The organism is Rhizobium sp. SJZ105, from assembly GCF_007828365.1.
Classification (GTDB): domain Bacteria; phylum Pseudomonadota; class Alphaproteobacteria; order Rhizobiales; family Rhizobiaceae; genus Agrobacterium; species Agrobacterium tumefaciens.
This window is the reverse complement of record NZ_VIUP01000001.1, coordinates 1,347,133-1,370,393: the sequence shown is the minus strand read 5'-3', so window position 1 is coordinate 1,370,393 and position 23,261 is coordinate 1,347,133. Positions and strand designations below refer to the sequence as shown.

The following is a 23,261-nucleotide window of genomic DNA, read 5'->3' as shown; positions in this document are numbered from 1 at the left end:
GTCGAAGAGCTCCCGGATCGCAAGGTCCGGGAGTTTTTTTATTCTGCCGCCGCGCGGGCCGTGCTGGATATCTGGTTGATATAGGCCCGCAGCGCCGCCGGTTTGACCGGCTTATGCTGGACGGTAATCCCATATTTTTCCGCATCGCTGCGCACTTCCGGGCTGCGGTCCGCCGTCACAAGCAGGGCAGGGATCGTTTTGCCGTAGAATGTCCTGATCAGGCGGATGGCGCTGATACCGTCGCCGTCGTCGAGATGATAATCGGCAATGATGACATCCGGCACCGCTGACATTGTCAGGAACGGTTCTTCGAGTGTGGCCACTGAACCTGCGGGTAAGACCTCACAGCCCCATCCCGTCAGCAATAACGTCATGCCCTCGAGGATTTTCGGCTCGTTGTCGATGCAGAGTACCCTGACGCCGGCAAGCCGGTCGCTCGCCACCGGATTGGCGATCCCGCCAGCGGCCTTGGCTGGCGTCAGGCGGTCTGCCTCGCGCAGCAGGTGGATACGGAATGTCGTACCTTTTCCGGGTGTGGAAATCAGCTGTACCGGATGGTGCAGCATGCGCGACAGCCGGTCGACAATTGAAAGACCAAGTCCGAGGCCGGAGGCCGTTTTTGCACCCTCATCCAGCCGGGCGAATTCCTTGAAAACCGTGCGGAATTTGGATGCGGGAATGCCGATGCCGGAATCCGTCACCTGAATGACGACATCGCCTCCCCGGCGGCGCGCGCCAACGATAACCTTGCCACTCAGCGTGTATTTGATGGCGTTGGAGACGAGGTTTTGTATCAGCCGCCGCAACAGGTTGGGGTCGGAGCGGACGGTGAGCGAGGTGGGCATGACCACGAGATCGAGGTTCTTTTCCTGCGCCATAGGCGCGAAATCGGTTTCGATGCGTTTCAGCAGCTCGTTCAGCGGCACCGATGTCATGCGCGCTTTCATCGAACCGGTGTCGAGGCGGGAAATATCGAGCACCGCGCCGAGAATGGTCTCTACCGACTCGAGCGCCGAATCGATGTTCTGGACGAGATCGCTTTCCCCCGAGGCGCCAAGCCGCTCGACCAGCGAGGAGGAATAAAGCCGCGCGGCATTCAGCGGCTGGAGGATATCGTGGCCGGCGGCAGCAAAAAACCGTGTCTTGCCGATGTTCGCCTCGTCGGCCGATGCCCTTGCCTCCGCAAGTTCGCGGTTGACGCGGGTAAGCTCGACGGTTCGTTCCGCCACCCGCTGTTCCAGCGTTTCATTGGCCTGTTTCAGTGCCTGATCGCTCGCCACTCTCTGCGTGATATCGGTGAAGGTGGCGACGATACCCTTGTCCGGCATAGTGTTGGAGCGCACTTCGATGATGCGCTCACCGCCGCCAAGCACCAGCGAGAAAGGCAGGTCCATGGTCAGGAAACTGGTGATCAGCTGTTCCGTGTCGCCCGGCGGCATGTCGCCGCGCTCCTGCAGCATGGAAACGATGTCCGTCAGCGGCAGCCCCACCTGCCCGAATTGCTCAGGTAGATCGAGAAGGGTGCGGAAGCGCCGGTTCCAGATCGTCAGCTGCTGCGAGCTGTCGAAAACGGCGATGCCCTGGTCCATCTGCGCCAGCGCCGTTTGCAGCATGTCCTGATTATATTGCAGCGCCTCGCTTGCCTGATCCAGCAGCCAGGCCGTGTCGGCGCTGGTGTCCTCCGCCTTCTGGAGAATGATCGAAAGCACGAGACGGGCTGAGGAGGAGCCGATGGCGCTGCCCAGCAATTGTTCGGAGAAATGGATCAGCGCCATGTCGGCGGGCTGGTCGTCGTTGAGCTTCCTGCCCGCCGTCTTTTCATAGGTCGCCAGTGAGCGCAGCATGCGCTCTTCACCGAGATAACGGGCAATCGCGCTTTTGAGATCGCCGACGCTGACGCGGGTTTTCCAGCCACGCGTGGCGAATTGTGATTTCGAATGGCGCTTCACGAAGATGCCGGACTGGATGCGCTCCACCGGTCGCGGGTTGCGTGAAAGCGAGCCAAGTACGAAAGCCATGCTGTTGACGAGCAGGCTGAGGATGACCGCGTTCACAAAAGGGTCGGCCTCGGGACCGTTGAAGACCGTACTGCCAGAAAAGAGGAAGCCGAGAACGGTGGCCGCGACCTCCGAATTATCAGGCCCGCCGAAGCTTGGCAGAAACAGCAGGTAGGCCCAGACAAAAAAGCCTGAACTCAAACCGGCAATCGCACCGCGCGCATTGGCGCGCCGCCAGAACAACCCACCGAAAAGGGCAGGGGCCATCTGGGCGATGGCGGCAAATGCCAGGAGGCCGATGGAGGCAAGCCCGGTGGCACTATCGGCCGCACGGTAGTAGCCGTAGCCCAGAAGCATCACCGCAAAGATCGCTGTTCTGCGGATGTTGAGAAGCGTTTTGGCAAAGTTGTCCCGGTGCGGCGAGCGGTTCAACAGCTTCTGCCGCAAAAAGATCGGCATGACGATGTCGTTGGAAATCATGATCGACAGCGCGACCGAGGCAACGATCACCATCGCGGTCGCCGCTGAAAATCCGCCAATGAAGGTAATCAGCGAAACGACCGGCATTTGATGCGCGAGCGGCAATTGCAGGACGTAAAGATCGGCGTTGCCATTGGCGCCGAGCGTCAAAATTCCGGCAAGCGCTATCGGCAGCACGAAGATGTTGATCGCAATCAGATAAAGCGGCAGCAGGAACCCCGCCATGCGCAGCTCTTCCGGCGTGCGATTTTCAACCACGGTGACATGGAACTGGCGCGGCAACAGGATGATCGCGAAACCGGAAAGCAGGGTCATCACGATCCAGCGGCTGATGGGCGTGTGATAGGATATGGCCCGCATGGCCCGTTCATTGCCCGACGCAAGTTCCCACAAATGCGAGGGGCCGTCGAATAGGACGAACAGAACGTAAAAGCCGACGGTGCACATGGCGACGAGCTTGACGAGCGATTCCATTGAAATCGCCAGAATAAGCCCGTCCTGGTGTTCGGTGGCGTCGGTATGCCGGGTGCCGAACATGACGGCGAAGCCCGCCATGACGATGGTGACGAGCAGCGGCAGATCGAGGAAATAGAGGTTGCCGCTGCCAATGCCGTAATCGCCGGGATCGACCATCGTCGCCACCGAACTGGAAACGGCCTTCAATTGCAGCGCGATATAGGGAATGGCGCCGACAAGCGCGATGATGGCGACAATCATCGCCACGGTGGAGTTCTTGCCGTAGCGGGCGGCAATGAAATCGGCAACCGACGTCAGCTTTTCGGTTTTGGCAAGCTCCACGATGCGGCGAATGATCGGCATGCCGATGGTGAAGGCAAGGATCGGCCCGGTATAGATGCCAAGGAATTCCAGCCCCTTGTCTGCCGCAAGCCCGACGCCGCCGAAATAGGTCCAGGAGGTGCAATAGATCGCCAGGCTAAGCGCATAGACGAACGGCCGCCCCTTTTTGGGAGCGTTTCTTTTCCGGCTGTTCCTGTCCCCATAACTTGCAACCGCAAACAGCAGCAGGACATAAGCGAAGGCCGAACCGAATATGATCCACCCAGGAAGCACGCATCCTCCCCATGCAACAATCCCTGAAAACGAGCATAGGCGAATTCCGGGCCGTTGAGAATGAGCGCGGTCTGATCATAAAGTTCAAGACTACCGTGCAAAAAGCCTAATAAATGCAATCTTGACGAATTCCAAATGGGACAGGGAATCTATATGGTTGAACCCGTAGGGACAGTCACATAGCTTCAGCTCGCGAAGCAGGAGAGGGACCATCTGATGCTTAACGAATTTAAAACCTTCATTGCCCGTGGCAATGTCATGGATCTGGCCGTGGGTGTTATTATCGGGGCGGCGTTCAGCAAGATCGTCGATTCCGTCGTCAACGACCTTATCATGCCGATCGTCGGTGCGATTTTCGGCGGGTTCGATTTTTCGAACTACTTCCTGCCGCTCAGTTCCAGCGTCACCGCCAGCTCGCTTGCCGCCGCGCGCGATCAGGGCGCTGTCTTCGCTTATGGTAACTTTCTCACGGTCCTCATCAACTTCCTCATTCTCGCCTGGATCATTTTCCTGATGGTCAAAGGGGTCAACAAGCTTCGCGCTTCTGTCGACCGGAAAAAGATCGAGGAAAAGTCGGAACCGGCTCCGCCGCCGGAAGACGTCAAGCTTCTTACCGAAATCCGCGATCTGCTTAAGACGCGCTGAAGCTTAGATTGTCCCGGCGCGATATTGCTGACCATGGGTCAGCTTCCTCTCGCCGGGCATCCATCCATAAAGAAAATCCATGACTGTTGCACGGAATATCATGCATATCGCCCGTTCGATGCGATAAGAAGACACCAAACGGAGTGTCTTTAATGTCCATTTTGAACAGTCTGAGTGCGCGCTCTCTGGCGGCTCCCGAGAGCGGCATTGTCGAGGTCGTGAATTATGCCCGGGGACGGGACAATCTTCTGCCGCTTTGGGTCGGCGAAGGCGATCTGCCGAGCCCGGACTTCATCAACAAGGCGGCCATCGACGGGCTCAACAATGGCGAGACCTTCTATACCTGGCAACGCGGCATTCCCGAATTGCGCCAGGCGCTCAGCAGCTACTACGAGCGTCACTTTTCAGCCTCTCTATCCGCAGATCATTTTTACGTAACAGGTTCCGGCATGCAGGCGATTGCGCTTGCGGTGCAGGCGCTGACCTCGCCGGGCGACGAGATGATCTATCTCACGCCCACCTGGCCCAATATTGTTGCCGCCATCGGCGTGGCGGGCGCAAAGGCGGTCGCAGCCGGCATCGATTTCCACGATGGTCGCTGGGATCTCGATATCGGCAAGCTGGAAAGTGCGATCACCGGTAAGACGAAGGCGCTCTTTATCAACACGCCGTCCAACCCGACCGGCTGGACCGCAACGCGAGACAATCTTCGCGATGTTCTGGCACTCGCCCGCAAACACGACCTCTGGATCGTGGCGGATGAGATTTACGCACTTTATCACTATACCGGCACCCGTGCGCCGTCGTTCCTCGACGTGATGGAACCGGATGACAAAATCGTCTTCGCCAATTCTTTTTCGAAGAACTGGTCCATGACGGGCTGGCGTGTTGGCTGGCTTGTGGCGCCACCCGTCATCGGGCAGGTGATCGAGAACCTTATTCAATATTCCACCTCCGGCGTGGCGCAGTTCATGCAGCGCGGCGCAGTCGCGGCTCTCGACCATGGCGACGGTTTCGTCCGCGAGAACTACGAACGCGCTCTGACATCCCGCGACATTCTCTGCGATGCGCTGATCGCGACGAACCGCGTGGAAACATTGAAGCCGGATGGCGCTCTTTATGCCTTCCTCAAGGTGGACGGCGTGACCGACAGCCGCGCCACGGCTCTGGATATCGTTGACAAGACCGGCGTCGGCCTCGCGCCGGGCACCGCATTCGGCCAAGGCGGAGAGCTGTTTCTCCGTGCCTGCTTCCTGCGCAACCCAAAGCAGATCGAAGACGCAGCCGATCGGCTTGCGTCCTATATTCTCGGCAGATAACCGCAATCCTGCGATAGCCCGCCCTGCCGCGCCGAATTTGGCCGCGGCAGGCAGATTTTCTACCAAAAGAATCATGGCGAGCCGCTAAAACTACAACCTCACGGCGTACCAATCGACGTGCGGGCTTTTCTGTGCTATGCGCCTTGTGTTCCATTTATGAGAACATTTTCATCTAATAAATAAAACACACTTCATTGCGCTAACCAATCGTAAGCCACCTTTTCATAGGGGCGAGGGATAGGTGGGGTATTTGCTGTGCAAGTAATCAATGATGAAGAATTATTGGCTTTGATGGACGCAACAAAAGCAAACAGGGAAGTAATGTCATGGCTGTTCTGGTCACCGGTGGGGCCGGTTATATAGGAAGCCACATGGTGTGGGCTTTGCTCGACGCCGGTGAAGACGTCGTTGTTGTCGACCGTCTTTCGACGGGATCACGTTGGGCGGTCGCGCCAGCGGCGCGTTTCTATCTCGGCGACGTCGCCGATCGCGACTTGCTCGGCCAGATTTTCGAACACAACCAGATCGAGACCATTTTCCACTTCGCTGGCTCCGTCAGCGTCCCTGAATCGATTAGCCAGCCACTGGAATATTACGAAAACAATACCGGCACGACCCGCGCCCTTGTTGCGGCGGCAGTCGGTCATGGTATCCGCAATTTCATCTTCTCTTCAACTGCCGCGGTCTATGGGAACCAACCCTTTGATGGCCCGGTGCCGGAAACGGCAGTTCTCAGCCCGGAAAATCCCTACGGCCTGTCGAAACTCGCCTCAGAAATCATGTTGCGCGATGTCGTGCAGGCACATGATTTCAACTATGTGGCGCTGCGTTACTTCAATGTTGCTGGCGCCGACCCGAAGGGCCGTGCCGGTCCGTCCCCCACGGGTGTGGCGAACCTCATCAAGGTAGCGTGCGAAGCGGCAACCGGCCGGCGCGACAAGGTGGAGGTTTACGGAACAGATTATCCGACCGCTGACGGCACCGGCGTTCGCGACTATATCCATGTCAGCGATCTGATCGACGCGCATATGCTCGCCATGGCGCATCTGCGTGCTGGTGGCGGCACACGAACGCTCAATTGCGGTTATGGCGTCGGCTATTCGGTACTGGACGTGCTGCATGCCGTGCAGCGGGAATCTGGAAACGATTTCCCGGTTATCCACTGTCCCCGCCGCGCCGGCGACATTGCCACGATGGTTGCGGATTCGAGCCGTATCCAGTCGGAACTCGGATGGTCGCCGCGTTTCAATGATCTCACAACCATCGTTCGCACGGCCCTTCAGTGGGAGGCTAAACGTCAAGCCCAGCGAAGCGACAGGATTCTGCCTGGGCGGCATAAACTGGCAGCGATAGGCTGAGCGGCCGTTGGTTTTCGGGATGCGGTTCTACCTGACGGAAAAATAGAGGACCGGTCGATCCGAAAGAGTGGCAGCGGGAAGCCATTTCTCGCTGTCGAAAAAGCTGCGCGTGAGCTTCAGTCCCGGCAATTGTTCCGTTGCCAGCAAAATCAGGTTCAGCCGATGCGGCGCAGACGGCTCCGGCTTTAGGGAGACCGAAATACCGAAATGCTCTGCCTGATAGGGTTGCAGCCTGCGTGCCGGCTCAAGCATGCTGGCGAGGTCCGCCCAGCGGGTCTGCTCGATGATCATCGCCAACGCGTCCTCAAGCTTCGTCAGAATAACGGCACCATCAGGTGTCTGCGGCGCAACCACTTTCATCCTGATAGAGCGAACCTCGTCGGACGCCTCGCCTCTGATGTCGAGAAAAAGCGATGCCCGTTCCGAGGCGTTCGCCGTGTCCCCGACCACAAGGTCGGCCATGCATTCGAAATTGCGGATCTTCACCGGGCTTGCGTGCCAGCCTTGCGGGTTGGAAAAGCCCGCCGCGGTAAAGCGGTCGCAGAGGTCCTTGCCGGACAGAACGAAGTCGCGGGCAAAGGATGCCCTGTCGCCGCCTTGCTCGAATTTCAGCAGATGCGGCGGCAGATTGAGCTTTTGGGCGGTAACCTTTTGCCGCTTGACGGGCTTCATCCGGGCTGGCTGCTCGGCGGAGCGTGTGGCAGGCGCAAGGTTGAGATAGCTCAGCAGGCTTTTGAGATGTTTCTTGTCATTGGCAAGCAGCACCGTTGCCAATATGGCAAGACAAACTGCCAGCACCGCAAACAGCAGCGCGCCAGGCCTTACTCTTTTTTGCAGGCTTGCGTCCATCGGGGAACCCTAATGGCTGCCGGGGGAGGGGCGTCAACCGGTTTTTGATATGGCTTTCGGGCTGTCGGCAACCCGGTGAATATACTGCGAGCTGAAGGTCATTAAAAATATTCTGTATTTCACCGCCGGATTTTCCGGCGGCGCAACGTTATTCGGAGGAATTTTTGAACGAGTCCTGCTCGTCCGCGCTGCTTTCGTCGTCGGCGACAGGAATGGCGTAGGAGCCGTTCAGCCAGCGGGCGAGATCGAGCGAGCGGCAGCGATCCGAACAGAACGGATAGTCTTCCCGTGTCGAGGGCCGCCCGCACTCCGGACATGGCTTCGTTTTCCGAAGCGGCGTGACATTTCCCGAACCTTCAGGAGATGATTTTGTCATGGTCTATCCTTCGAGCCAGCCCGACGTCACCTCGAATCCTTCACCGGAAAGAAGCGACATGGTCTCATACAGCGGCAGGCCGACGACATTGGTGTAGGAGCCGGTCAGTTTCTGCACGAATGAGCCGGCAATGCCCTGGATACCATAGGCCCCGGCTTTGCCGCGCCATTGCCCGGAGGCGATATAGGCGTCGATCTCGCGCGTGGTAAGGCGTTTGAAACGCACCTTGGTTTCCACAACCTTCTGACGGATTTTGCCGCCGGGCGTCACAAGGCAGATGCCGGTATAGACCCAATGGCTGCGCCCCGAGAGAAGATGCAGCGCTGCGGAAGCCTCCTCGGTATATTCCGCCTTGCCGACAATGCGGCGACCCACGGCCACCACGGTGTCGGAGCCGAGAACATAGGCGTCTTTCCACGTCTGCTCGCTCTTCAGCGCCGCATGCGCAGCCTCGGCCTTCTGTAGCGACAGGCGACGGCACAGCGTGCGCGGATGCTCAAGCTTTACGGGCGTTTCGTCGATATCCATCGGCATCAGACGTGCCGGCTCGATGCCGATCTGGTGCAATAGTTCCAGACGCCGCGGCGAACCGGATGCCAGAACGAGCTTTTGTTTTGAGTTGGTCATTGCGCTGCCCGGGCTTCCGAATGCCGAAAACGGATTACTTGAAGCGATAGGTGATGCGGCCCTTGCTCAGGTCGTAAGGCGTCATTTCGACCAGCACCTTGTCGCCCGCCAGAACGCGGATACGGTTCTTGCGCATGCGGCCCGCCGTGTGGGCGATGATTTCGTGTTCGTTCTCAAGCTTCACGCGGAATGTTGCGTTCGGCAGCAATTCGGTTACGATGCCCGGGAATTCGAGGACTTCTTCTTTTGTCATGTAAGGGTTTTCTTCCTGTTGATAGTGCCGGACCTGTCGTGTCCGGGAAAATTGCGCGGAAACTACACAATCCCGGCACATTTGTGAACCTCTAAAGCATCACGGCGAAAATCGGAACCGATTTTCGCCAGGTGGGAGGTGCGGATCGAATAAATGCCTGTCCTGTGCGGCGTTTGAAGTGTCTGGTCCGATCGAAACGGACACTCAACCTCAGTCTTTTGAAAGCGTATCCGCCGCCGGCTGCGGCCTTCCTGGCAGGCGTTCGGTAATCAGCCTGGCAAGATGGTCCCGCACCTCGCGATAGGCATCCAGAATCTGGTCCCGCGTACCGGTGATGACGGTTGGGTCCATGGTTGGCCAATAGACAACGTCGAGCGAGTTCGAGCGTGTCAGTTCAAGTGCTGCGTGATGAGCTTCGGGTGTCAATGTAATGATCAGATCGAAAAAATCATCCTCGATCTCGTCCAATGTGCGCGGTTTGTGTTTGCCGAGCGAAAATCCCTGTTCTTCCAGCACCGCATCCACAAAGGGGTCACGCTCGCCCGCACGCACGCCGGCCGACTGGATGTAGATGCCGGGTGCCACCAGTCGTTTGGCGATGACCTCGGCCATGGGAGAACGGATGGAGTTCATACCGCACATGAAGAGGACCGATTTGGGAGCCTGTCCCCCATTTGGAGCCGTGGCGGGATCTCTCATCTCTAACCCCGCCAATAAAGCACACAGACAAGGGTGAAGAGACGGCGCGCAGTATCGAAATCGATTTTGATCTTGCCGGAAAGCCGGTCCATCAAAGTCTGCGAGCCGTCATTGTGAATGCCCCGCCTGCCCATGTCGATCGCCTCGATCTGGCTTGGAGTGGAGGAGCGTATCGCCTCGTAATAGCTTTCGCAGATCAGGAAATAATCCTTGATGATGCGGCGAAACGGCGTCAGCGACAGGATATGGGTCGAGACATCCTTCTCGTCTTCGGTCTTGATCGAGAAAACCAGCTTGGCATCGACCAGCGATATGTGCAGACGGTATGGACCGCCCTCATGGCCGAATGGTTCGAACGTGTTTTCCTCTATCAGATCGAAAATGGCGACGGCGCGTTCATGCTCCACGTCCGGCGTGGACCGGCCGATGCTATCGTCCAGAACCACATCGCAGAGCCGGAAATCGCCTGAAGCCATCTCTTAACTTTCCGGGTTGAGGCGAATGGAGACGGAGCGCGCATGCGCGTCCAGCCCCTCCGAACGGGCAAGGGTGATCGCCGCCGGCGCAAGCTGCCGCAGCTGCTCAGGCCCGAGACGCAGGATCGAGGTACGCTTGACGAAATCCAGCACCGAAAGGCCGGAAGAGAAGCGCGCTGAGCGCGCCGTCGGCAGAACGTGGTTGGAGCCGCCGACATAATCGCCGATCACCTCAGGCGTATGGCGCCCGACGAAGATCGCGCCGGCATTGCGGATATGCGCCATCAGCGCGTCCGGATCGTCAACGGCAAGCTCCAGATGCTCGGCCGCAATGCGGTTGGCCAAGGAAATGGCATCGGTGAGCTTTTCGACGAGAATGATCGCACCGAAATCCGCCCAGCTCGCCGCTGCCGTCTCGGCGCGCGACAGCCGTTTCAGCTGCCGTTCCACCGCCGCCTCCACCGCCTTGCCGAGTTCGGCATTGTCGGTGATGAGGATGGACTGCGCGCCACGGTCATGCTCCGCTTGCGCCAGAAGATCGGCGGCCAGCCAATCCGGATCGTTGTCCCTGTCGGCAATGACAAGCACTTCGGAGGGCCCGGCGATCATGTCGATGCCGACAGTTCCGAAGACATGCCGTTTCGCGGCCGCCACATAGGCATTGCCGGGGCCGACAATCTTGGCGACAGGCGTGATTGTTTCCGTGCCGTAGGCGAGTGCAGCCACGGCCTGTGCGCCGCCAATGCGGTAGATTTCCTCAACACCTGCGATGCGCGCGGCGGCAAGAACGGCGGGGTTTATCACGCCGCCATTCGCCGGCACGACCATGACGATACGCTCGACACCGGCAACCTTGGCCGGGACAGCATTCATAAGGACGGAGCTTGGATAGCTCGCGGTGCCGCCGGGCACATAAAGGCCGACAGCTTCGATCGCCGTCCAGCGTGAACCGAGGCCCACACCGATCTCGTCTTCGTAGATATCGTCCTTCGGCATCTGCCGCGCATGGTGTTTTTCAATGCGCCGGGCTGCGAGTTCGAGAGCTTCGATGACACTTCTGTCAACGGCTGCGACGGCCGCATCGATCTCTTCCGCTGTCACCCGCATCGAGACCTTCGAGAAATCGATGCCGTCGAATTTAATGGAGTAGTGGGCAAGGGCCGCATCGCCGCGATTGCGGACGTCATCGATGATGTCGCGAACGGTCGCGTTGACGTCTTCCGAAACTTCCCTCTTGGTTGTCAGGAAGGCAGCGAATTTCTGTTCGAAATCAGCCGATGCCCGCTCCAGCCAGATTGCCACGCCATTACCCTCTCATTTTCCTCGCGGCGATCCCGCGAGGTGCACGAACTCACCGCAGAAAAATGCGGCTCTGGTATGTGGCATAAATCGAAACAGTGACGAAAGGCAACCGTTGCAATGGCGTGGAGAGCTTATTCGCTATCGGGATGATGCGGTTTGGCGGCAGTTTCCCAGGCGCCGCTCACATCCGTCAGCTGCGCCTCGATGCATTCGACATCGAGTGCGATAGCCCCGCCGCCCGAAAGCGTCAGTTCGACGGCGCCATCAGGACCTTCGCCGTTCTGCACGAAGCGGATTGCGAGGAGCGAAAGCACCTGTTCCTTATCAGTGCGATTGATGCCGTGCGAGCGGACAGCGGAGACCCGCTTCAGGAAAACCACGCTGCGGCATCGCTCCGGCGGCAGGTTCTTCTTATTCGCGTTTTCCCAGACGAAACGATTGGCGGAAAGTGTAAATTGGCCCTGCTTTGCCTCGAATGCAACGTCCTTCAGTTTGAAGACGCTGTCCTGCATGTGCGTCGAAATGACGGAGAGATCTTCAGTATCCAGCGCGAGCAATTTCAGGCCGCTCATCGTTTTCTTCCTTTTCCGCGGGGCCGCGCCCGCAATGTCTATTCCTTGTACAGGAAATAGGCAGTCGCGGCCCGCTCTGCAACGGGGAGAAAACGAATGAGCGGCGATGAAAGGATCAATCGCTGACGCGTTCGACCAGCGCACCGCAGCGGGTGAGCTTTTCTTCAAGCCGTTCGAAACCGCGATCGAGGTGGTAGACGCGCGAAACCATGGTCTCGCCTTCCGCCACCAGGCCCGCAATGACCAACGACACCGAGGCGCGCAGATCGGTTGCCATGACAGGCGCACCCTTCAGGCGGGTAACGCCTTCGATACGGGCCATCTGCCCGGAGAGCGAAATCTTCGCGCCGAGACGGGCCAGTTCCTGCACATGCATGAAGCGGTTTTCGAAGATGGTTTCGGTAATGTGGGATACACCCTGCGACCGGGTCATCAGCGCCATGAACTGCGCCTGGAGGTCGGTTGGGAAGCCGGGGAATGGTTCGGTGACGATATCGACCGGCTGAATGCCGTTGCCGTTGCGCACGACGCGCAGACCGGTCTCCGTGTCGCTGATCGACACTCCGGCAAGCCGCAGCGTGTCCAGCGCATTGTCGAGCAGCGATGCACGCGTGCCTTCCAGCACCACATCACCGCCAGCCATGGCCACGGCCATGGCATAGGTGCCGGTCTCGATACGGTCAGGCAGCACCCGGTGGCGTGCGCCGGAAAGCGAGGTAACGCCCTCGATGGTGATGGTGGAGGTGCCAGCGCCCTCGATCTTCGCGCCCATCGCAATCAGGCAGTGCGCTAGATCGACGACTTCCGGTTCGCGGGCGGCGTTGTGAATGACGGTGGTGCCTCTTGCAAGGCTCGCGGCCATCAGCATCACATGCGTCGCGCCGACGGAGACTTTCGGGAAGGTATAAACAGCGCCGATAAGGCCGCCCTTTGGAGCGCTTGCGTTGATATAGCCGCCATCGATCTCCATCGTTGCGCCAAGCGCCTGCAGGCCCTCGATGAACAGGTCCACCGGACGTGTGCCGATGGCACAGCCGCCGGGCAGTGAAACGCGCGCACGGCCTTCACGGGCCAGAAGCGGGCCGATGACCCAGAAGCTGGCGCGCATCTTGGAAACCAGCTCGTAAGGTGCGGTGGTATCGACAATGGTGCGGCAGGTGAAGTGGACCGTGCGGGAATAGGCTTCGCCCTGGCTTTCACGACGGCCATTGACCGAAATATCGACGCCATGATTGCCGAGAATACGGATGAGCTGCTCGACGTCTGCCAGATGCGGCACGTTTTCGAGCGTTAGCGTGTCGCTGGTCAGAAGCGAAGCGATCATCAACGGCAAGGCGGCGTTTTTCGCGCCGGAGATGGGGATGATGCCGTTGAGCTTGTTACCACCCGTAATTCTGATGCGATCCATGCGTCCCTACGGGCCTGTGCCCGCCTTTCTTAATCATGCCTTGCGGAAATGCGCGTCCTTAGACGAGTTTCCGCGGCGTTTCAAATGATGCTGGTGAATTCTCTATGAGGATGATTCGTCCGTTTTTGCGGCAGGCAGGCCAATCGTCTCATCCGCATCGCCGGCCCGGCGCGCGCGAACCTGCTGTTTGCGCTTCTGAAGGTTTTCACGCAGCTTCTTCGCTGCCCGCGCCTTGCGCTCCGCCTCGCGTTGCCGCGCCTTCTCGCCGGGTCCTGCCTGCGCGTTGCCGCTTGCCGCAAGGGCAACGTGGTCTTCTGAAGCGTTCACGGAAACCGCCGCCTTTGCCTGTTTGTCATGATGTTCGTTCATAAATTCAGCAATATCCGAAAAATACGTTTTTCAACAGGGGGAACGCTTTTTTGCCCCGCTTGTTGAAGAATATCGTTTTGCGACTTGCGCTCGTCAAAAACCTATGGCAATAGGCCGCCACGCTTGATGCTGAAGCAAACGCTTCGGCACCGGATGCTGCTATAGCTCAGGGGTAGAGCACTCCCTTGGTAAGGGAGAGGCCGAGAGTTCAAATCTCTCTAGCAGCACCATTTTCCCCAATAAAATCAGAAATTTACGCAACGTGCCGGTGGGTCTTGTCCACGATGTCGGCTTGCTTTTTCGCGCATTCTGCACTGGTCTCGGTAAATGTGAAAACCGCGCCTCTTGCGAAGCGCGGTTTCCATTTCCGAATATTCTGTTGCTGCCAGAGCGGGACGAAACCGCCCGTAGCCAACGGGCGCCGCTTACTGGCGGAATAGCGACAGGATATTCTCGGAGCTGGTATTGGCGATGGAGAGCGACTGGATTGCCAGCTGCTGCTGTGTCTGCAGAGCCTTCAGCTTGGTAGACTCTTCGTTCATGTCGGCATCAACGAGACGTCCGACGCCCTTGTCGATGGAGTCTGTGAGCTTGTTGACGAAATCTTCCTGCAGATCGAGGCGCATCTTGATGGAGCCGAGATCGGCGCTCGCGCTGATCAGCGATTCCAGCTTGGTGTTGACGAACTGGATCATGTTGTCGAGGCCGTCATTGTCCGTCAGCGGCTGGCCCTTGGCGTCCAGCAAACCGCTGAGATCCTTGGTGATGTCGAGATCGATCAGCGAGTAGCCGAGCTTCTGTGCCATCTGGGAATCTGCGGCGGCGGTTTCGAGGTAAATATTGTTATTGGACGAACCGCCGGTTCCGATTGCCGTTACAGTGGTGCCTGCAGGCGTCGGCGCGGTATTGTTGGCTTTTACGTAGAGGGCTTCACCCGCTGCGTTTTCGCCGATCTTGAAGTAGGTGCCGTTGTTTCGTGCGGTTGTCGCCGCAGCAACGGTTACGAGGCCGGTTACTGCGTCTGGAGCAGAAACTGTGGTCGTCGTCCCCGAGGGGAAACCCAGAAGCTGGGATTGCGTGAACACCTTTGCGGTAGAGGGCGTGTTTGTGGCAACACCTGCGGGTGTGGTCGTGGTAATCTCGAAATTGCGCAGGGAGCCTGTATCGGAATAATGGGCGGCGCTATCGAGGATACCGTTTTTCGCCGCACCGGTCGAGGTATCGAAAAGGGCAGTCTTGTTGTCGACCTGAACGTTGATCGTCTTGACTGCAACATTGCCCGCGCCGTCACGGATGAAGGAGCCGACGATCTGCTTCGTTATCGGGGTGAGGTTGCCGGATGCATCGCTGATCTTGCCCTTAAGCCAGTTTTCGCCGGAGAAGGAGGCGGATTCGCCGATGCTTTTCAGCTGGTCCTGTAGCTGACGGATTTCTTCCTGGATCTTTGCCTTGTCGACGCCGGCCTCGCGGGCGGCAACCAGCTTCTTGCTGATTTCCTTGACGACATCGACAGTGGTTTCCATGGCGGAATAGGCTGTATCGACCTTTGCAGCGCCGAGGCCGAGGGCGTCCTGAACAGCGGAAAGAGCACCGTTATCCGAACGCATGGTGGTCGCGATAGACCAGTAGGCGGCGTTGTCGGAGGCGGTTTTGACGCGCAGGCCGGAGGACACACGCGACTGCGTTTCTTCCATGTCGCTGCCGATTGCGCGGAGGGTCTGAAGGGCGGCCATTGCCGCGACGTTCGTCAAAATGCTGGTCATAATTATTTGCCCCTTGATTGGCTTAAATGAAAAGGGACATTCCGGATTGCCGCCGGTAACGATCGCGCGGCTTGATGCCTGTTAACCTCTTTTTCGTCTTGGTTAACCAATCGTTTCGATGGCTAGGTTTTAGGGCCCGAATGGTTAACAAAGCCTAAACTGTCGTTAATAAAAATTAGGAAATAATAATTTCTCTTAACCATGACGGAAAAAGCCGCACCCTTTCGGATGCGGCTCGATTTTTTGGCGATGTCTTTTCCGATTAACGGAAGAGCGACAGGATGCTCTGCGAGTCGTTGTTGGCGATAGACAGGGCCTGAACAGCAAGCTGCTGCTGGGTCTGAAGAGCCTTCAGCTTCGTGGATTCTTCGTTCATTTCAGCGTCGACGAGACGGCCGATGCCCTTGTCGAGCGAGTCGGTCAGCTTGTTGACGAAGTTTTCCTGCAGTTCGATGCGCATCTTGACCGAGCCGAGGTCGGCAGCGGCGGACGTCATGCTCTGGAGCTGCTTGTCAACGAAGGAAACCATGGCGTCGAGGTACTGGTTTTCCGAGACTGCCGAGCCGTCGCTGTTCTTGAACGTGCCGGTCAGGTCCTTGGTGATGTCCAGAGACGTCAGGGAGTAGGTGAGCTGCGTTGCGAGCTGGGCGGTTGCGCCTTCTTCCAGATAGATCTTGGTGGTGCCGTCGAGGCCAACGGCAATGTTGGTCTTGGTTGCCGGCGAGGTCGGCGCAGTCGTGTTGATTTTCACATACTGGTCGTTGCCAAGATTGAAGTAGGTGCCGTTGACGTCGGGGGCTGTCGCATCGGCGTTAGCGATCGTGACGATACCCGTTGCAGCAGCGGTTGTGAAGGTGACGGGGGTGCCGGCAGTTGCTTCCTTCAGGCCCTTCAGCTGGGCTTCAGTGTAAACCTTGGCTGCTGCAACCTTGGTCACCGGCTGGGCGGCGCCTACGCCGTCCGAGTCATTGGTGATTTCGAACAGCTTGTAGCTGCCCGTGGAAGAAAAATAGGCGTAGGAGTCGAGGACGCCCTGCTTGTCCTTTGCAGCGCCCGAAGACGTGTCGAAAAGCACCGTGTTACGGCTCAGGTCAACATTAACGGTCTTTACGGACACGTTGCCGGCAGCGTCGCGGATGAAGGAGCCAACGATCTGCTTGGTGACGTTCTTCAGTTCGCCAGCACCGTTGCTGACGGTTGCCTGCAGCCAGTTTTCACCGGAGAAAGACGAGGAGCTGGAGATCGACTTCAGCTGATCCTGCAGCTGGGTGATTTCTTCCTGGATCTTGGACTTGTCGACACCGGGTTCGCGGGCGGCAACCAGCTTGTTCTTGATTTCCTTGACGACGTCGATGGACGATTCCATACCCGAATAGGCAGTGTCGACCTTTGCGGCGCCGAGGCCGAGGGCGTCCTGTACAGCGGAAAGAGCGCCGTTGTCGGAACGCATGGTGGTCGCGATCGACCAGTAAGCGGCGTTATCGGAAGCTTCGCCGACGCGCTGGCCGGAAGACACGCGGTCCTGCGTCGTTTCCATGTTCTGGCCGATGGAGCGCAGGGTCTGGAGTGCAGACATAGCTGCTACGTTAGTGAGAATGCTCGTCATAGTAAATTTGCCCCTTGAATGGCTGATTAAAGAAGGGACATTCCGGTCTCACCGGGAACAGCGCACAGCATCATGCCTGCTAACCTGCTGATTTTTAATGGTTAGCTCGCCGTTTCGATGGCTCTAGCTAACCTCCATATGGTTAATGAAGAGCTAAGGGTCGCAAAAAAATGCACACGCTGAGATTTTATTATGCAATCTTCGCGCGCATGCGCGCGTAGCCTGAAATGTTTAAAAAAATAATAAAGCCGCACCCGTTTCCGGATGCGGCTTTGGTAAAAGGGCAATACGCTTGGGTCAGCCTCCGTCACGTTTGCCTGTTTCACGCAATTGCAAGACGGTCAGCCTCCGCTTGCGATCCTGCGTGTAGTGTCATTCAGGCCAGCGGCTATCCGCTTGTCCATACCCAAAATCTGACAGCCGGTGCTTTCCAATTCCCTAATTTCAGGGCGCTCCCGGCGCTTCGCTCAAATCGTGGTAAATGCTTTCAAAGCAAGGATGGTAAACGAAATCTTTCCGTTTGCGGAGCACTCCACAAATGCAAAACCGCGCCCTTTCGGGCGCGGCTCGACTTTTGTAATTTTCGGTCCGATTAACGGAAGAGCGACAGGATGTTCTGCGAGTCGCTGTTGGCGATCGACAGAGCCTGGATTGCCAGCTGCTGCTGCGTCTGCAGAGCCTTGAGGCGGGTCGACTCTTCGTTCATGTCAGCGTCAACCAGACGGCCGATACCCTTTTCCATCGTTGCCGTCAGCTTGGAAACGAAGTCACCCTGCATCGAGATGCGGTTGGAGACCGCGCCCAGATCGGCAGCAGCGCTGTTGAGGGTTTCAAGCTGCTTGTCAACGTGGGTGATGAGCTTGTCGAGGATGTCGTTGTCCGTTGCAGCGGCAGTGCCGAGCATGGTGGCACCAGCGCCCTTGTAGATGCTCAGGTCGGAAATATCGAGGTTCGAAACCGACTGCTTAACGCCGTCTGCGACAGCTGCCTTGTCGAGGATGCCCGTACCCTTGCCGTCTGTTACAGCGCCGGTATCGAACAGAACGTTCGAGCCGCTGAGCTGCAGATCGACGCGCTGAACCTTGACGGCGCCAGCGGAGTCACGGGTGAAGGAAGCAACAACCTGCTTCTTCAGGTTGGCAATAGCCGCATCGTCAGTACCGGCAGCGAATGCTGCGCCGTCGTTGGATGCTTTCGTCTTCAGCCAGTTTTCACCGTTGAAGGTCGCGGAGTCGGCGATCGACGTCAGCTGCTTCTGGAGCTGGCCGATTTCCTTCTGGATCTTCTTCTTGTCGGCAGTCGGGTCCTGGGCAAGGATCAGCTTGTCCTTGATTTCCTGAACGACCTTGATCGTCGCTTCCATGCCGGAGTACGCGGTGTCGACCTTGGCTGCGCCGATGCCGAGTGCGTCAGAAACGGTGGAGAGCGCCGAAGCGTCCGAACGCATCGTGGTCGCGATGGACCAGTAAGCGGCGTTGTCGGAGGCGGAGCCTACCTTCAGGCCGGTCGAGATACGACCCTGCGTGGTCTCCATGTTGTTGCCGATCGAACGCAGCGTCTGGAGAGCAGCCATAGAGGAGGCGTTGGTGAGAATGCTTGCCATAGTATTTTGTCCCTTGTTTTTACGAGATACTGGAGTTGGGGACATTCCGGACTTTGTATTACCGGTCACAACGTTTCGGCTTCATGCCACTCGGTTCCGAATTACTTGCCTTTGGAAACCAAACCCGCTGTGTGTAGGGAGAATTTGGCAGCAAAGAATTGCCCAATTGTTAATTTGAGCATTAAGAAATACTAGAAAATACTTATGGTTACTGCGAAGTGTATTTAATTGGTAAGTTTTTAATTTAAAATTATAGTTATCCGACCCCTAGCAAAAACGGTAACCAAAGGGTTAAAACGCGAAAACCCCGCAGCCGTGGGGCTGCAGGGTTAACAAACAGGATTAACGAAGATTATTTCGGCACAGTTGCCGTCAGTTGAACGATCTCACAAGGCTGCCGACCAGCAGGTTCCAGCCGTCGATCAGCACGAAAAAAAGGATCTTGAACGGCAGGGAAATCGAGGTGGGTGGCAGCATCATCATGCCCATGGCCATGGTGATGGTGGCGACGATGAGATCGATGACCAGAAACGGCAGGATGATCAGGAAACCGATCTCGAAACCGCGCCGGATTTCCGAAAGCATGAAGGCCGGAACGAGCACGCGGTAGTCGACCACATTGTCGGTCATCACGACCTGTCCGCGCTCGCGGGCGATATCGACGAACAGCTTCAGATCCTTGTCGCGCGTATTGGCGTTCATGAACGTACGGAAGGGTTCGGCGATGCGCCCAATCGCCTGCTGTTCGTTGATCTGGTTCTGCAACAACGGCTGCACGCCGTCTGTCCAGGCTTTATCGAAGGTCGGCGACATGACGTAGAAAGTCATGAACATCGCCATCGACAAGAGGATCATGTTCGACGGGGTCGAGGCAAGCCCCATGCCGGAGCGCAGGATCGAAAAGGCGATCACGAAGCGCGGAAAGCTCGTGACCATGATCAGGATGCCCGGCGCGACTGACAAGACCGTCAAAAGGCCGAAGGTGCGGATGATCCATGCGGCGACGGATCCGTCTATCTGTGTATTGAACAGATCGGTCGGAAATTGCTGGGCGTTGGCAAGGCCCGGCAAAGCCAGAAGAACAGCGATGGTAACAAGAAATCGAATCATTCGATGACAAAGGTCCGGAACATGACCTTGGATACGCGCCCTTGAGAGCGCAGGTCAACTCGTTCCTGAATGTCATCCTTAAGATATTGAAAGCCGCGCGGCCCTTCCAGCTGCTGAAGGGAAACGGTGCGGACGTAGGCCATGATATCCTGATGGATATCCTCCGCGAGATTGACCTCTACCGGACCCTTGAACATCAGCGCCACTTCAAGCCGCACCCAGTTCGTGGAGGGGTATGCAAGGTTGGTGGTGATGGGATCGAGCTGGACGATACCGTTAGCCTCTGCCGGGATTTTATCGATGCCCTCGCCCTTCTTCTCGCCATGCTCGCCGGCGGCAGCCGGGGCATGCGCCTCGGCGCCGGCGATCTTCGGGGCGACCATGCCGCCCACGAACCAGCCGCCGCCCGCACCCAGCAGGGTGAGGATTGCAACGCCAGCGATGGTCATGACCATCGGCGAGGATTTTTTCTTGCCCTCAGTCTGTTCGTTTTCCATGGGTCAGTCCCGCTTTCGCATGTCGGCGTCAGAGCGGCGAGAACAGGTCGACGACCTGCTGACCGACCGGGGGCTGCTGCACTTCCGTCAGGCGGCCGCGGCCACCGTAGGAGATGCGCGCCTCGGCGATGCGCTCGTAGGAGATCATGTTCTGCGCATCGACATCCTGCGGCCTGACGATACCGCCGACGTTGAGGATGCGGATTTCGTGATTCACGCGCACTTCCTGCGAACCGCTGATGATGAGGTTGCCGTTTTCGAGAATGCCGGTCACCACGGCCGCCACCATCAGCGTCAGCTTTTCGGAACGCTTGGTCTTGCCCTTGGCCTGGGTGTCGGTGTCGGAGCCGTATTTGATGTTGGAATCTGCCTCCGGCGTCCAACCTAAGATTTCCGCCTTTGCCTTCCAGTTCAGGCCGCTGGAATTAGTACGGTTGCGCTCGGTTTCGTTGTCGAAATCGGCCTTGTCGTTGATCTGGATGTTGACGGTCAGGATGTCGCCGATGTTAAGCGCACGTAGATCCTTGAACAGCGCACCCTGGCTGTCGCTCCACAACGAATAGCCGCTCGCCATGTGCTTTGGCTGCTTCGGATACATGCCCATCTGCGGCGTCTGGCTGAATTGCAGGCCGCTGCCGATCGGGCTCATCGCGGGAGCGTTGCCGATTTCCTTCAGGGTCTGGTTGTTCTGGCAGCCGGCAAGCAGGGCAAGCGGCAGGAGGAGGGCCGGAAGACGCGGGGTCATGAAGGATCCTTCGAAGTGTTTTTGTCGATTGCCTGCGACATGATGCCGGCGACGATTGCGGCTTTCTGAGCATCCATTTCACTGAGGATGAGGCCCGATTGGCGCGGCGGAAGCTGCATGATGATGGCAGCCGCGATTTCCACATGCATCTTCTCGAGCTGCGGTGCTGCGGCATCCGCCTTCATCGTCTTGTAGATATCGACCAGATTGCTTTTCGCCTGCTCGAGGAAATGATTGCGGCGTGCCAGCCAGTCCTCATATTCCGCCTTGCGGTCCTGCAACGCGGAAATGCGCTCGTTGACGTCAGCCTGAAGCTTTCCCAGCTCCTGCTTCTGCATGAGATAGCGCTGGTCGCGGGCCGCATCGGCAATATTGGTGCAGAATTTCTGGATTTCATCCTGCGTGCTGAGTTCGGACACCACGTTCTGCTGGCTTTCGGCGCCAGCGGCGGGCAACAGGAAAAGCAGCGAGGCAATGGCCGCGAACCGGGTAAAGCCGTTCCTGAAAGCAGTTTTCTTCTGAAGTTCCATCATTGCAGCACGAGCTCCGCCTGAAGGGCGCCGGCAGATTTGATGCCTTGCAGAATGGCGATGATGCCGTCCGCCTTGAGCCCGATGCTGTTGAGACCGGCAACCAGCGTGCGAAGGTCAGGGCCTTCGACGATGGCGACCTTGCTGCCTTCCTGCAGCGCCATGATATCCGTCTGCGGTTGCACCGCCGTCTCGCCGCGCGAGAAGGGCGCCGGCTGGATGACCTGCGGCGATTCCGTCACCTGCACGGTCAGCGTTCCATAGCTCACCGCCACGCGGGAAATACGCACATCCGCGCCGATGACGATCGTGCCCGTGCGCTCGTTGATCACGACCTTCGCCGGCGTATCCGTCTGGACCGTCAGGTTTTCGATTTCCGCCATCAACCGGGTCAGGTCGGCGGTGCGGGGCTTCTGCACCGAGATTTCCTGCGAATCGCGCGGTTCGGCGATGCCATCGCCGTAACGGGCGCGGGCAAAGGCGTTAACGACATCGGCGACGCGCACCGCGGTCGAAAAATCGGGATTGCGCAGCTGAAGGACCAGATTGACCGAATCCTTGAATTTCGACGGCAGTTCCCGCTCGATGATCGCGCCGTTCGGCACGCGTGCCGAGGTCGTGACGCCCTGCGTCAATGTCGCTGCATCGCCCTGTGCCGAAAAGCCGTTGACGATCAGTGCTCCCTGCGCGACCGCATAGATCTGCCCGTCTGCACCGGAAAGCGATGTCATGATGAGGTTGCCGCCGCGAAGCGAGGAGGCGTCGCCGAGTGAGCTGACCGTCACGTCTACACGGCTGCCGGGGCTGGCGAATGGCGGCAGGTTGGCCGTAACCATCACGGCGGCGATGTTCTTGGCATTGGACTGGCCGCCCTGCGTGGTGATGCCGAGGTTCTGCAGCATGGCGCGCATGGACTGTTCGGTGAAGGGTGAAGAGCGCAGGCTGTCGCCGGTGCCCTGTAGGCCCACGACGAGACCATATCCGATCAGCTGGTTGTCGCGTCCGGCCTGCAGGGATGCGATATCCTTGATACGGGACGTGTCTGCCTGGGCTGGCGGCGTCGAGAGGAAGGGCAGGGCCGAAATGACCAGAGCCGCACAGAGGATACGAAGCACTTTCATTTCGCCATAACCTGAATGGTTCCGTCCTTCATGACGGTACCGCTGACCATCACGCCGGAATCGATGTTGCGTACCCTTACGACCTCGCCGAGCGAGCCGTCGCTCATGGGCGTTCCGGACGCCATCAGCGTCATGTTGCCGATGTGGAAAACGAGTTTGACGCTCGTGCCGCGCACCACAAGTGACGGTTCACGAAGCGCTGCAATGGGGATTGTGCGGCCGGGAAGCAATGTCTGCTTGGAGATCATGCCTTCCACTTCGCTGATATCGCTCGCGTAACCAGCGGAAATGTTGGGGTTGGTCACTTCCACCGGCTTCACCTGTTCGGGCGTGATCGTCTCGCCCGGATAGATCGTGCGAGTAGGAACCAGCGCCGTCGGTGCCTGTGCAAAAGCGGGAGCCATGGCACCCAGTGAAAAGGCAGACGCAAGGCACATACGGACGAGTGCCGTTCTGCAGCTGCTATGTTTCCGGCCAAACCTCAT

General features: G+C 58.2%; 23 protein-coding genes and 1 tRNA gene. 4 read left to right on the top strand and 20 right to left on the bottom strand.

Features of this window, described 5'->3' with window-relative positions:
* Nucleotides 1-38: 38 nt before the first annotated feature.
* Nucleotides 39-3,548 carry a hybrid sensor histidine kinase/response regulator gene (locus FB593_RS06875; protein ID WP_013635457.1) on the bottom strand — a complete coding sequence of 1,170 codons (3,510 nt, stop codon included), beginning with the start codon at nt 3,546-3,548 and terminating at the stop codon, nt 39-41.
* Nucleotides 3,549-3,764: 216 nt separating this feature from the next.
* On the opposite strand from FB593_RS06875, the gene mscL reads away from it, so the two are divergent.
* The 3 genes from mscL (at nt 3,765) to galE (ending at nt 6,870) form a co-directional block, all read left to right on the top strand.
* Nucleotides 3,765-4,193: a large conductance mechanosensitive channel protein MscL gene (gene mscL / locus FB593_RS06870; protein WP_003515034.1), complete on the top strand. Its 429-nt coding sequence runs from the start codon at nt 3,765-3,767 to the stop codon at nt 4,191-4,193.
* A 152-nt stretch (nt 4,194-4,345) separates the two neighbouring features.
* The gene (locus tag FB593_RS06865; protein ID WP_019564317.1) at nt 4,346-5,512 is read left to right on the top strand and encodes a pyridoxal phosphate-dependent aminotransferase; all 1,167 of its coding nucleotides are present in this window, start codon (nt 4,346-4,348) and stop codon (nt 5,510-5,512) included.
* Between the two features lie 326 nt (nt 5,513-5,838).
* Entirely contained in the window at nt 5,839-6,870 is a 1,032-nt protein-coding gene (gene galE, locus FB593_RS06860) for a UDP-glucose 4-epimerase GalE (protein WP_003515036.1), read from the top strand.
* A 27-nt stretch (nt 6,871-6,897) separates the two neighbouring features.
* Here the strand turns inward: galE and FB593_RS06855 are convergent, their stop codons facing one another.
* The 10 genes from FB593_RS06855 to FB593_RS06810 form a co-directional block, all read right to left on the bottom strand.
* Nucleotides 6,898-7,719 (bottom strand): DUF6030 family protein, encoded by an 822-nt coding sequence (locus FB593_RS06855; RefSeq protein WP_019564315.1) that lies wholly within the window; start codon nt 7,717-7,719, stop codon nt 6,898-6,900.
* A gap of 148 nt (nt 7,720-7,867) precedes the next feature.
* Entirely contained in the window at nt 7,868-8,095 is a 228-nt protein-coding gene (gene yacG / locus FB593_RS06850; RefSeq protein WP_003515047.1) for a DNA gyrase inhibitor YacG, read from the bottom strand.
* A 3-nt stretch (nt 8,096-8,098) separates the two neighbouring features.
* Nucleotides 8,099-8,722 carry a Maf-like protein gene (locus FB593_RS06845; protein WP_003515050.1) on the bottom strand — a complete coding sequence of 208 codons (624 nt, stop codon included), beginning with the start codon at nt 8,720-8,722 and terminating at the stop codon, nt 8,099-8,101.
* A 34-nt stretch (nt 8,723-8,756) separates the two neighbouring features.
* Nucleotides 8,757-8,975, bottom strand: coding sequence for a translation initiation factor IF-1 (infA, locus tag FB593_RS06840; RefSeq protein ID WP_003493814.1), 219 nt, complete (start codon nt 8,973-8,975; stop codon nt 8,757-8,759).
* A 210-nt stretch (nt 8,976-9,185) separates the two neighbouring features.
* Complete coding sequence (locus FB593_RS06835) at nt 9,186-9,674, bottom strand: low molecular weight phosphatase family protein (protein WP_065688347.1); 489 nt, start codon at nt 9,672-9,674, stop codon at nt 9,186-9,188.
* Nucleotides 9,675-9,676: 2 nt separating this feature from the next.
* Nucleotides 9,677-10,150 carry a UPF0262 family protein gene (locus FB593_RS06830; protein WP_003515052.1) on the bottom strand — a complete coding sequence of 158 codons (474 nt, stop codon included), beginning with the start codon at nt 10,148-10,150 and terminating at the stop codon, nt 9,677-9,679.
* A gap of 3 nt (nt 10,151-10,153) precedes the next feature.
* Nucleotides 10,154-11,452, bottom strand: coding sequence for a histidinol dehydrogenase (gene hisD, locus FB593_RS06825; protein ID WP_145166405.1), 1,299 nt, complete (start codon nt 11,450-11,452; stop codon nt 10,154-10,156).
* Between the two features lie 131 nt (nt 11,453-11,583).
* Nucleotides 11,584-12,024 carry a DUF2948 family protein gene (locus FB593_RS06820; protein WP_013635465.1) on the bottom strand — a complete coding sequence of 147 codons (441 nt, stop codon included), beginning with the start codon at nt 12,022-12,024 and terminating at the stop codon, nt 11,584-11,586.
* A 115-nt stretch (nt 12,025-12,139) separates the two neighbouring features.
* Nucleotides 12,140-13,432 carry a UDP-N-acetylglucosamine 1-carboxyvinyltransferase gene (murA, locus tag FB593_RS06815; RefSeq protein ID WP_013635466.1) on the bottom strand — a complete coding sequence of 431 codons (1,293 nt, stop codon included), beginning with the start codon at nt 13,430-13,432 and terminating at the stop codon, nt 12,140-12,142.
* Between the two features lie 102 nt (nt 13,433-13,534).
* Nucleotides 13,535-13,801 carry a hypothetical protein gene (locus FB593_RS06810; RefSeq protein ID WP_065658352.1) on the bottom strand — a complete coding sequence of 89 codons (267 nt, stop codon included), beginning with the start codon at nt 13,799-13,801 and terminating at the stop codon, nt 13,535-13,537.
* A 155-nt stretch (nt 13,802-13,956) separates the two neighbouring features.
* On the opposite strand from FB593_RS06810, the gene FB593_RS06805 reads away from it, so the two are divergent.
* Nucleotides 13,957-14,031, top strand: a tRNA-Thr gene (locus FB593_RS06805).
* 195 nt (nt 14,032-14,226) lie between these two features.
* On the opposite strand, the gene FB593_RS06800 is transcribed toward FB593_RS06805, so the two are convergent.
* The 9 genes from FB593_RS06800 to flgA all read right to left on the bottom strand — a co-directional run bounded on the left by FB593_RS06800 (nt 14,227) and on the right by flgA (nt 23,261).
* A complete protein-coding gene (locus tag FB593_RS06800) occupies nt 14,227-15,564 on the bottom strand; it encodes a flagellin (RefSeq protein WP_038489820.1) in 1,338 nt (445 codons plus the stop codon).
* A gap of 262 nt (nt 15,565-15,826) precedes the next feature.
* The gene (locus FB593_RS06795; RefSeq protein WP_026330633.1) at nt 15,827-17,170 is read right to left on the bottom strand and encodes a flagellin; all 1,344 of its coding nucleotides are present in this window, start codon (nt 17,168-17,170) and stop codon (nt 15,827-15,829) included.
* Between the two features lie 592 nt (nt 17,171-17,762).
* The gene (locus tag FB593_RS06785) at nt 17,763-18,773 is read right to left on the bottom strand and encodes a flagellin (protein ID WP_003515059.1); all 1,011 of its coding nucleotides are present in this window, start codon (nt 18,771-18,773) and stop codon (nt 17,763-17,765) included.
* A 372-nt stretch (nt 18,774-19,145) separates the two neighbouring features.
* Nucleotides 19,146-19,883, bottom strand: coding sequence for a flagellar type III secretion system pore protein FliP (gene fliP / locus FB593_RS06780; RefSeq protein WP_003515060.1), 738 nt, complete (start codon nt 19,881-19,883; stop codon nt 19,146-19,148).
* Nucleotides 19,880-20,380, bottom strand: a complete 501-nt coding sequence (locus tag FB593_RS06775; RefSeq protein ID WP_013635471.1) for a flagellar basal body-associated FliL family protein — start codon at nt 20,378-20,380, stop codon at nt 19,880-19,882. Before FB593_RS06775 ends, fliP begins: the two co-directional genes overlap by 4 nt.
* 28 nt (nt 20,381-20,408) lie before the next feature.
* Nucleotides 20,409-21,125, bottom strand: a complete 717-nt coding sequence (flgH, locus tag FB593_RS06770; RefSeq protein WP_003515062.1) for a flagellar basal body L-ring protein FlgH — start codon at nt 21,123-21,125, stop codon at nt 20,409-20,411.
* A complete protein-coding gene (locus FB593_RS06765; RefSeq protein WP_145166404.1) occupies nt 21,122-21,658 on the bottom strand; it encodes a MotE family protein in 537 nt (178 codons plus the stop codon). Before FB593_RS06765 ends, flgH begins: the two co-directional genes overlap by 4 nt.
* Nucleotides 21,655-22,776: a flagellar basal body P-ring protein FlgI gene (locus tag FB593_RS06760; protein ID WP_013635473.1), complete on the bottom strand. Its 1,122-nt coding sequence runs from the start codon at nt 22,774-22,776 to the stop codon at nt 21,655-21,657. The genes FB593_RS06765 and FB593_RS06760 overlap by 4 nt, the downstream gene beginning before the upstream one ends.
* Nucleotides 22,773-23,261 (bottom strand): flagellar basal body P-ring formation chaperone FlgA, encoded by a 489-nt coding sequence (flgA, locus tag FB593_RS06755; protein WP_013635474.1) that lies wholly within the window; start codon nt 23,259-23,261, stop codon nt 22,773-22,775. Before flgA ends, FB593_RS06760 begins: the two co-directional genes overlap by 4 nt.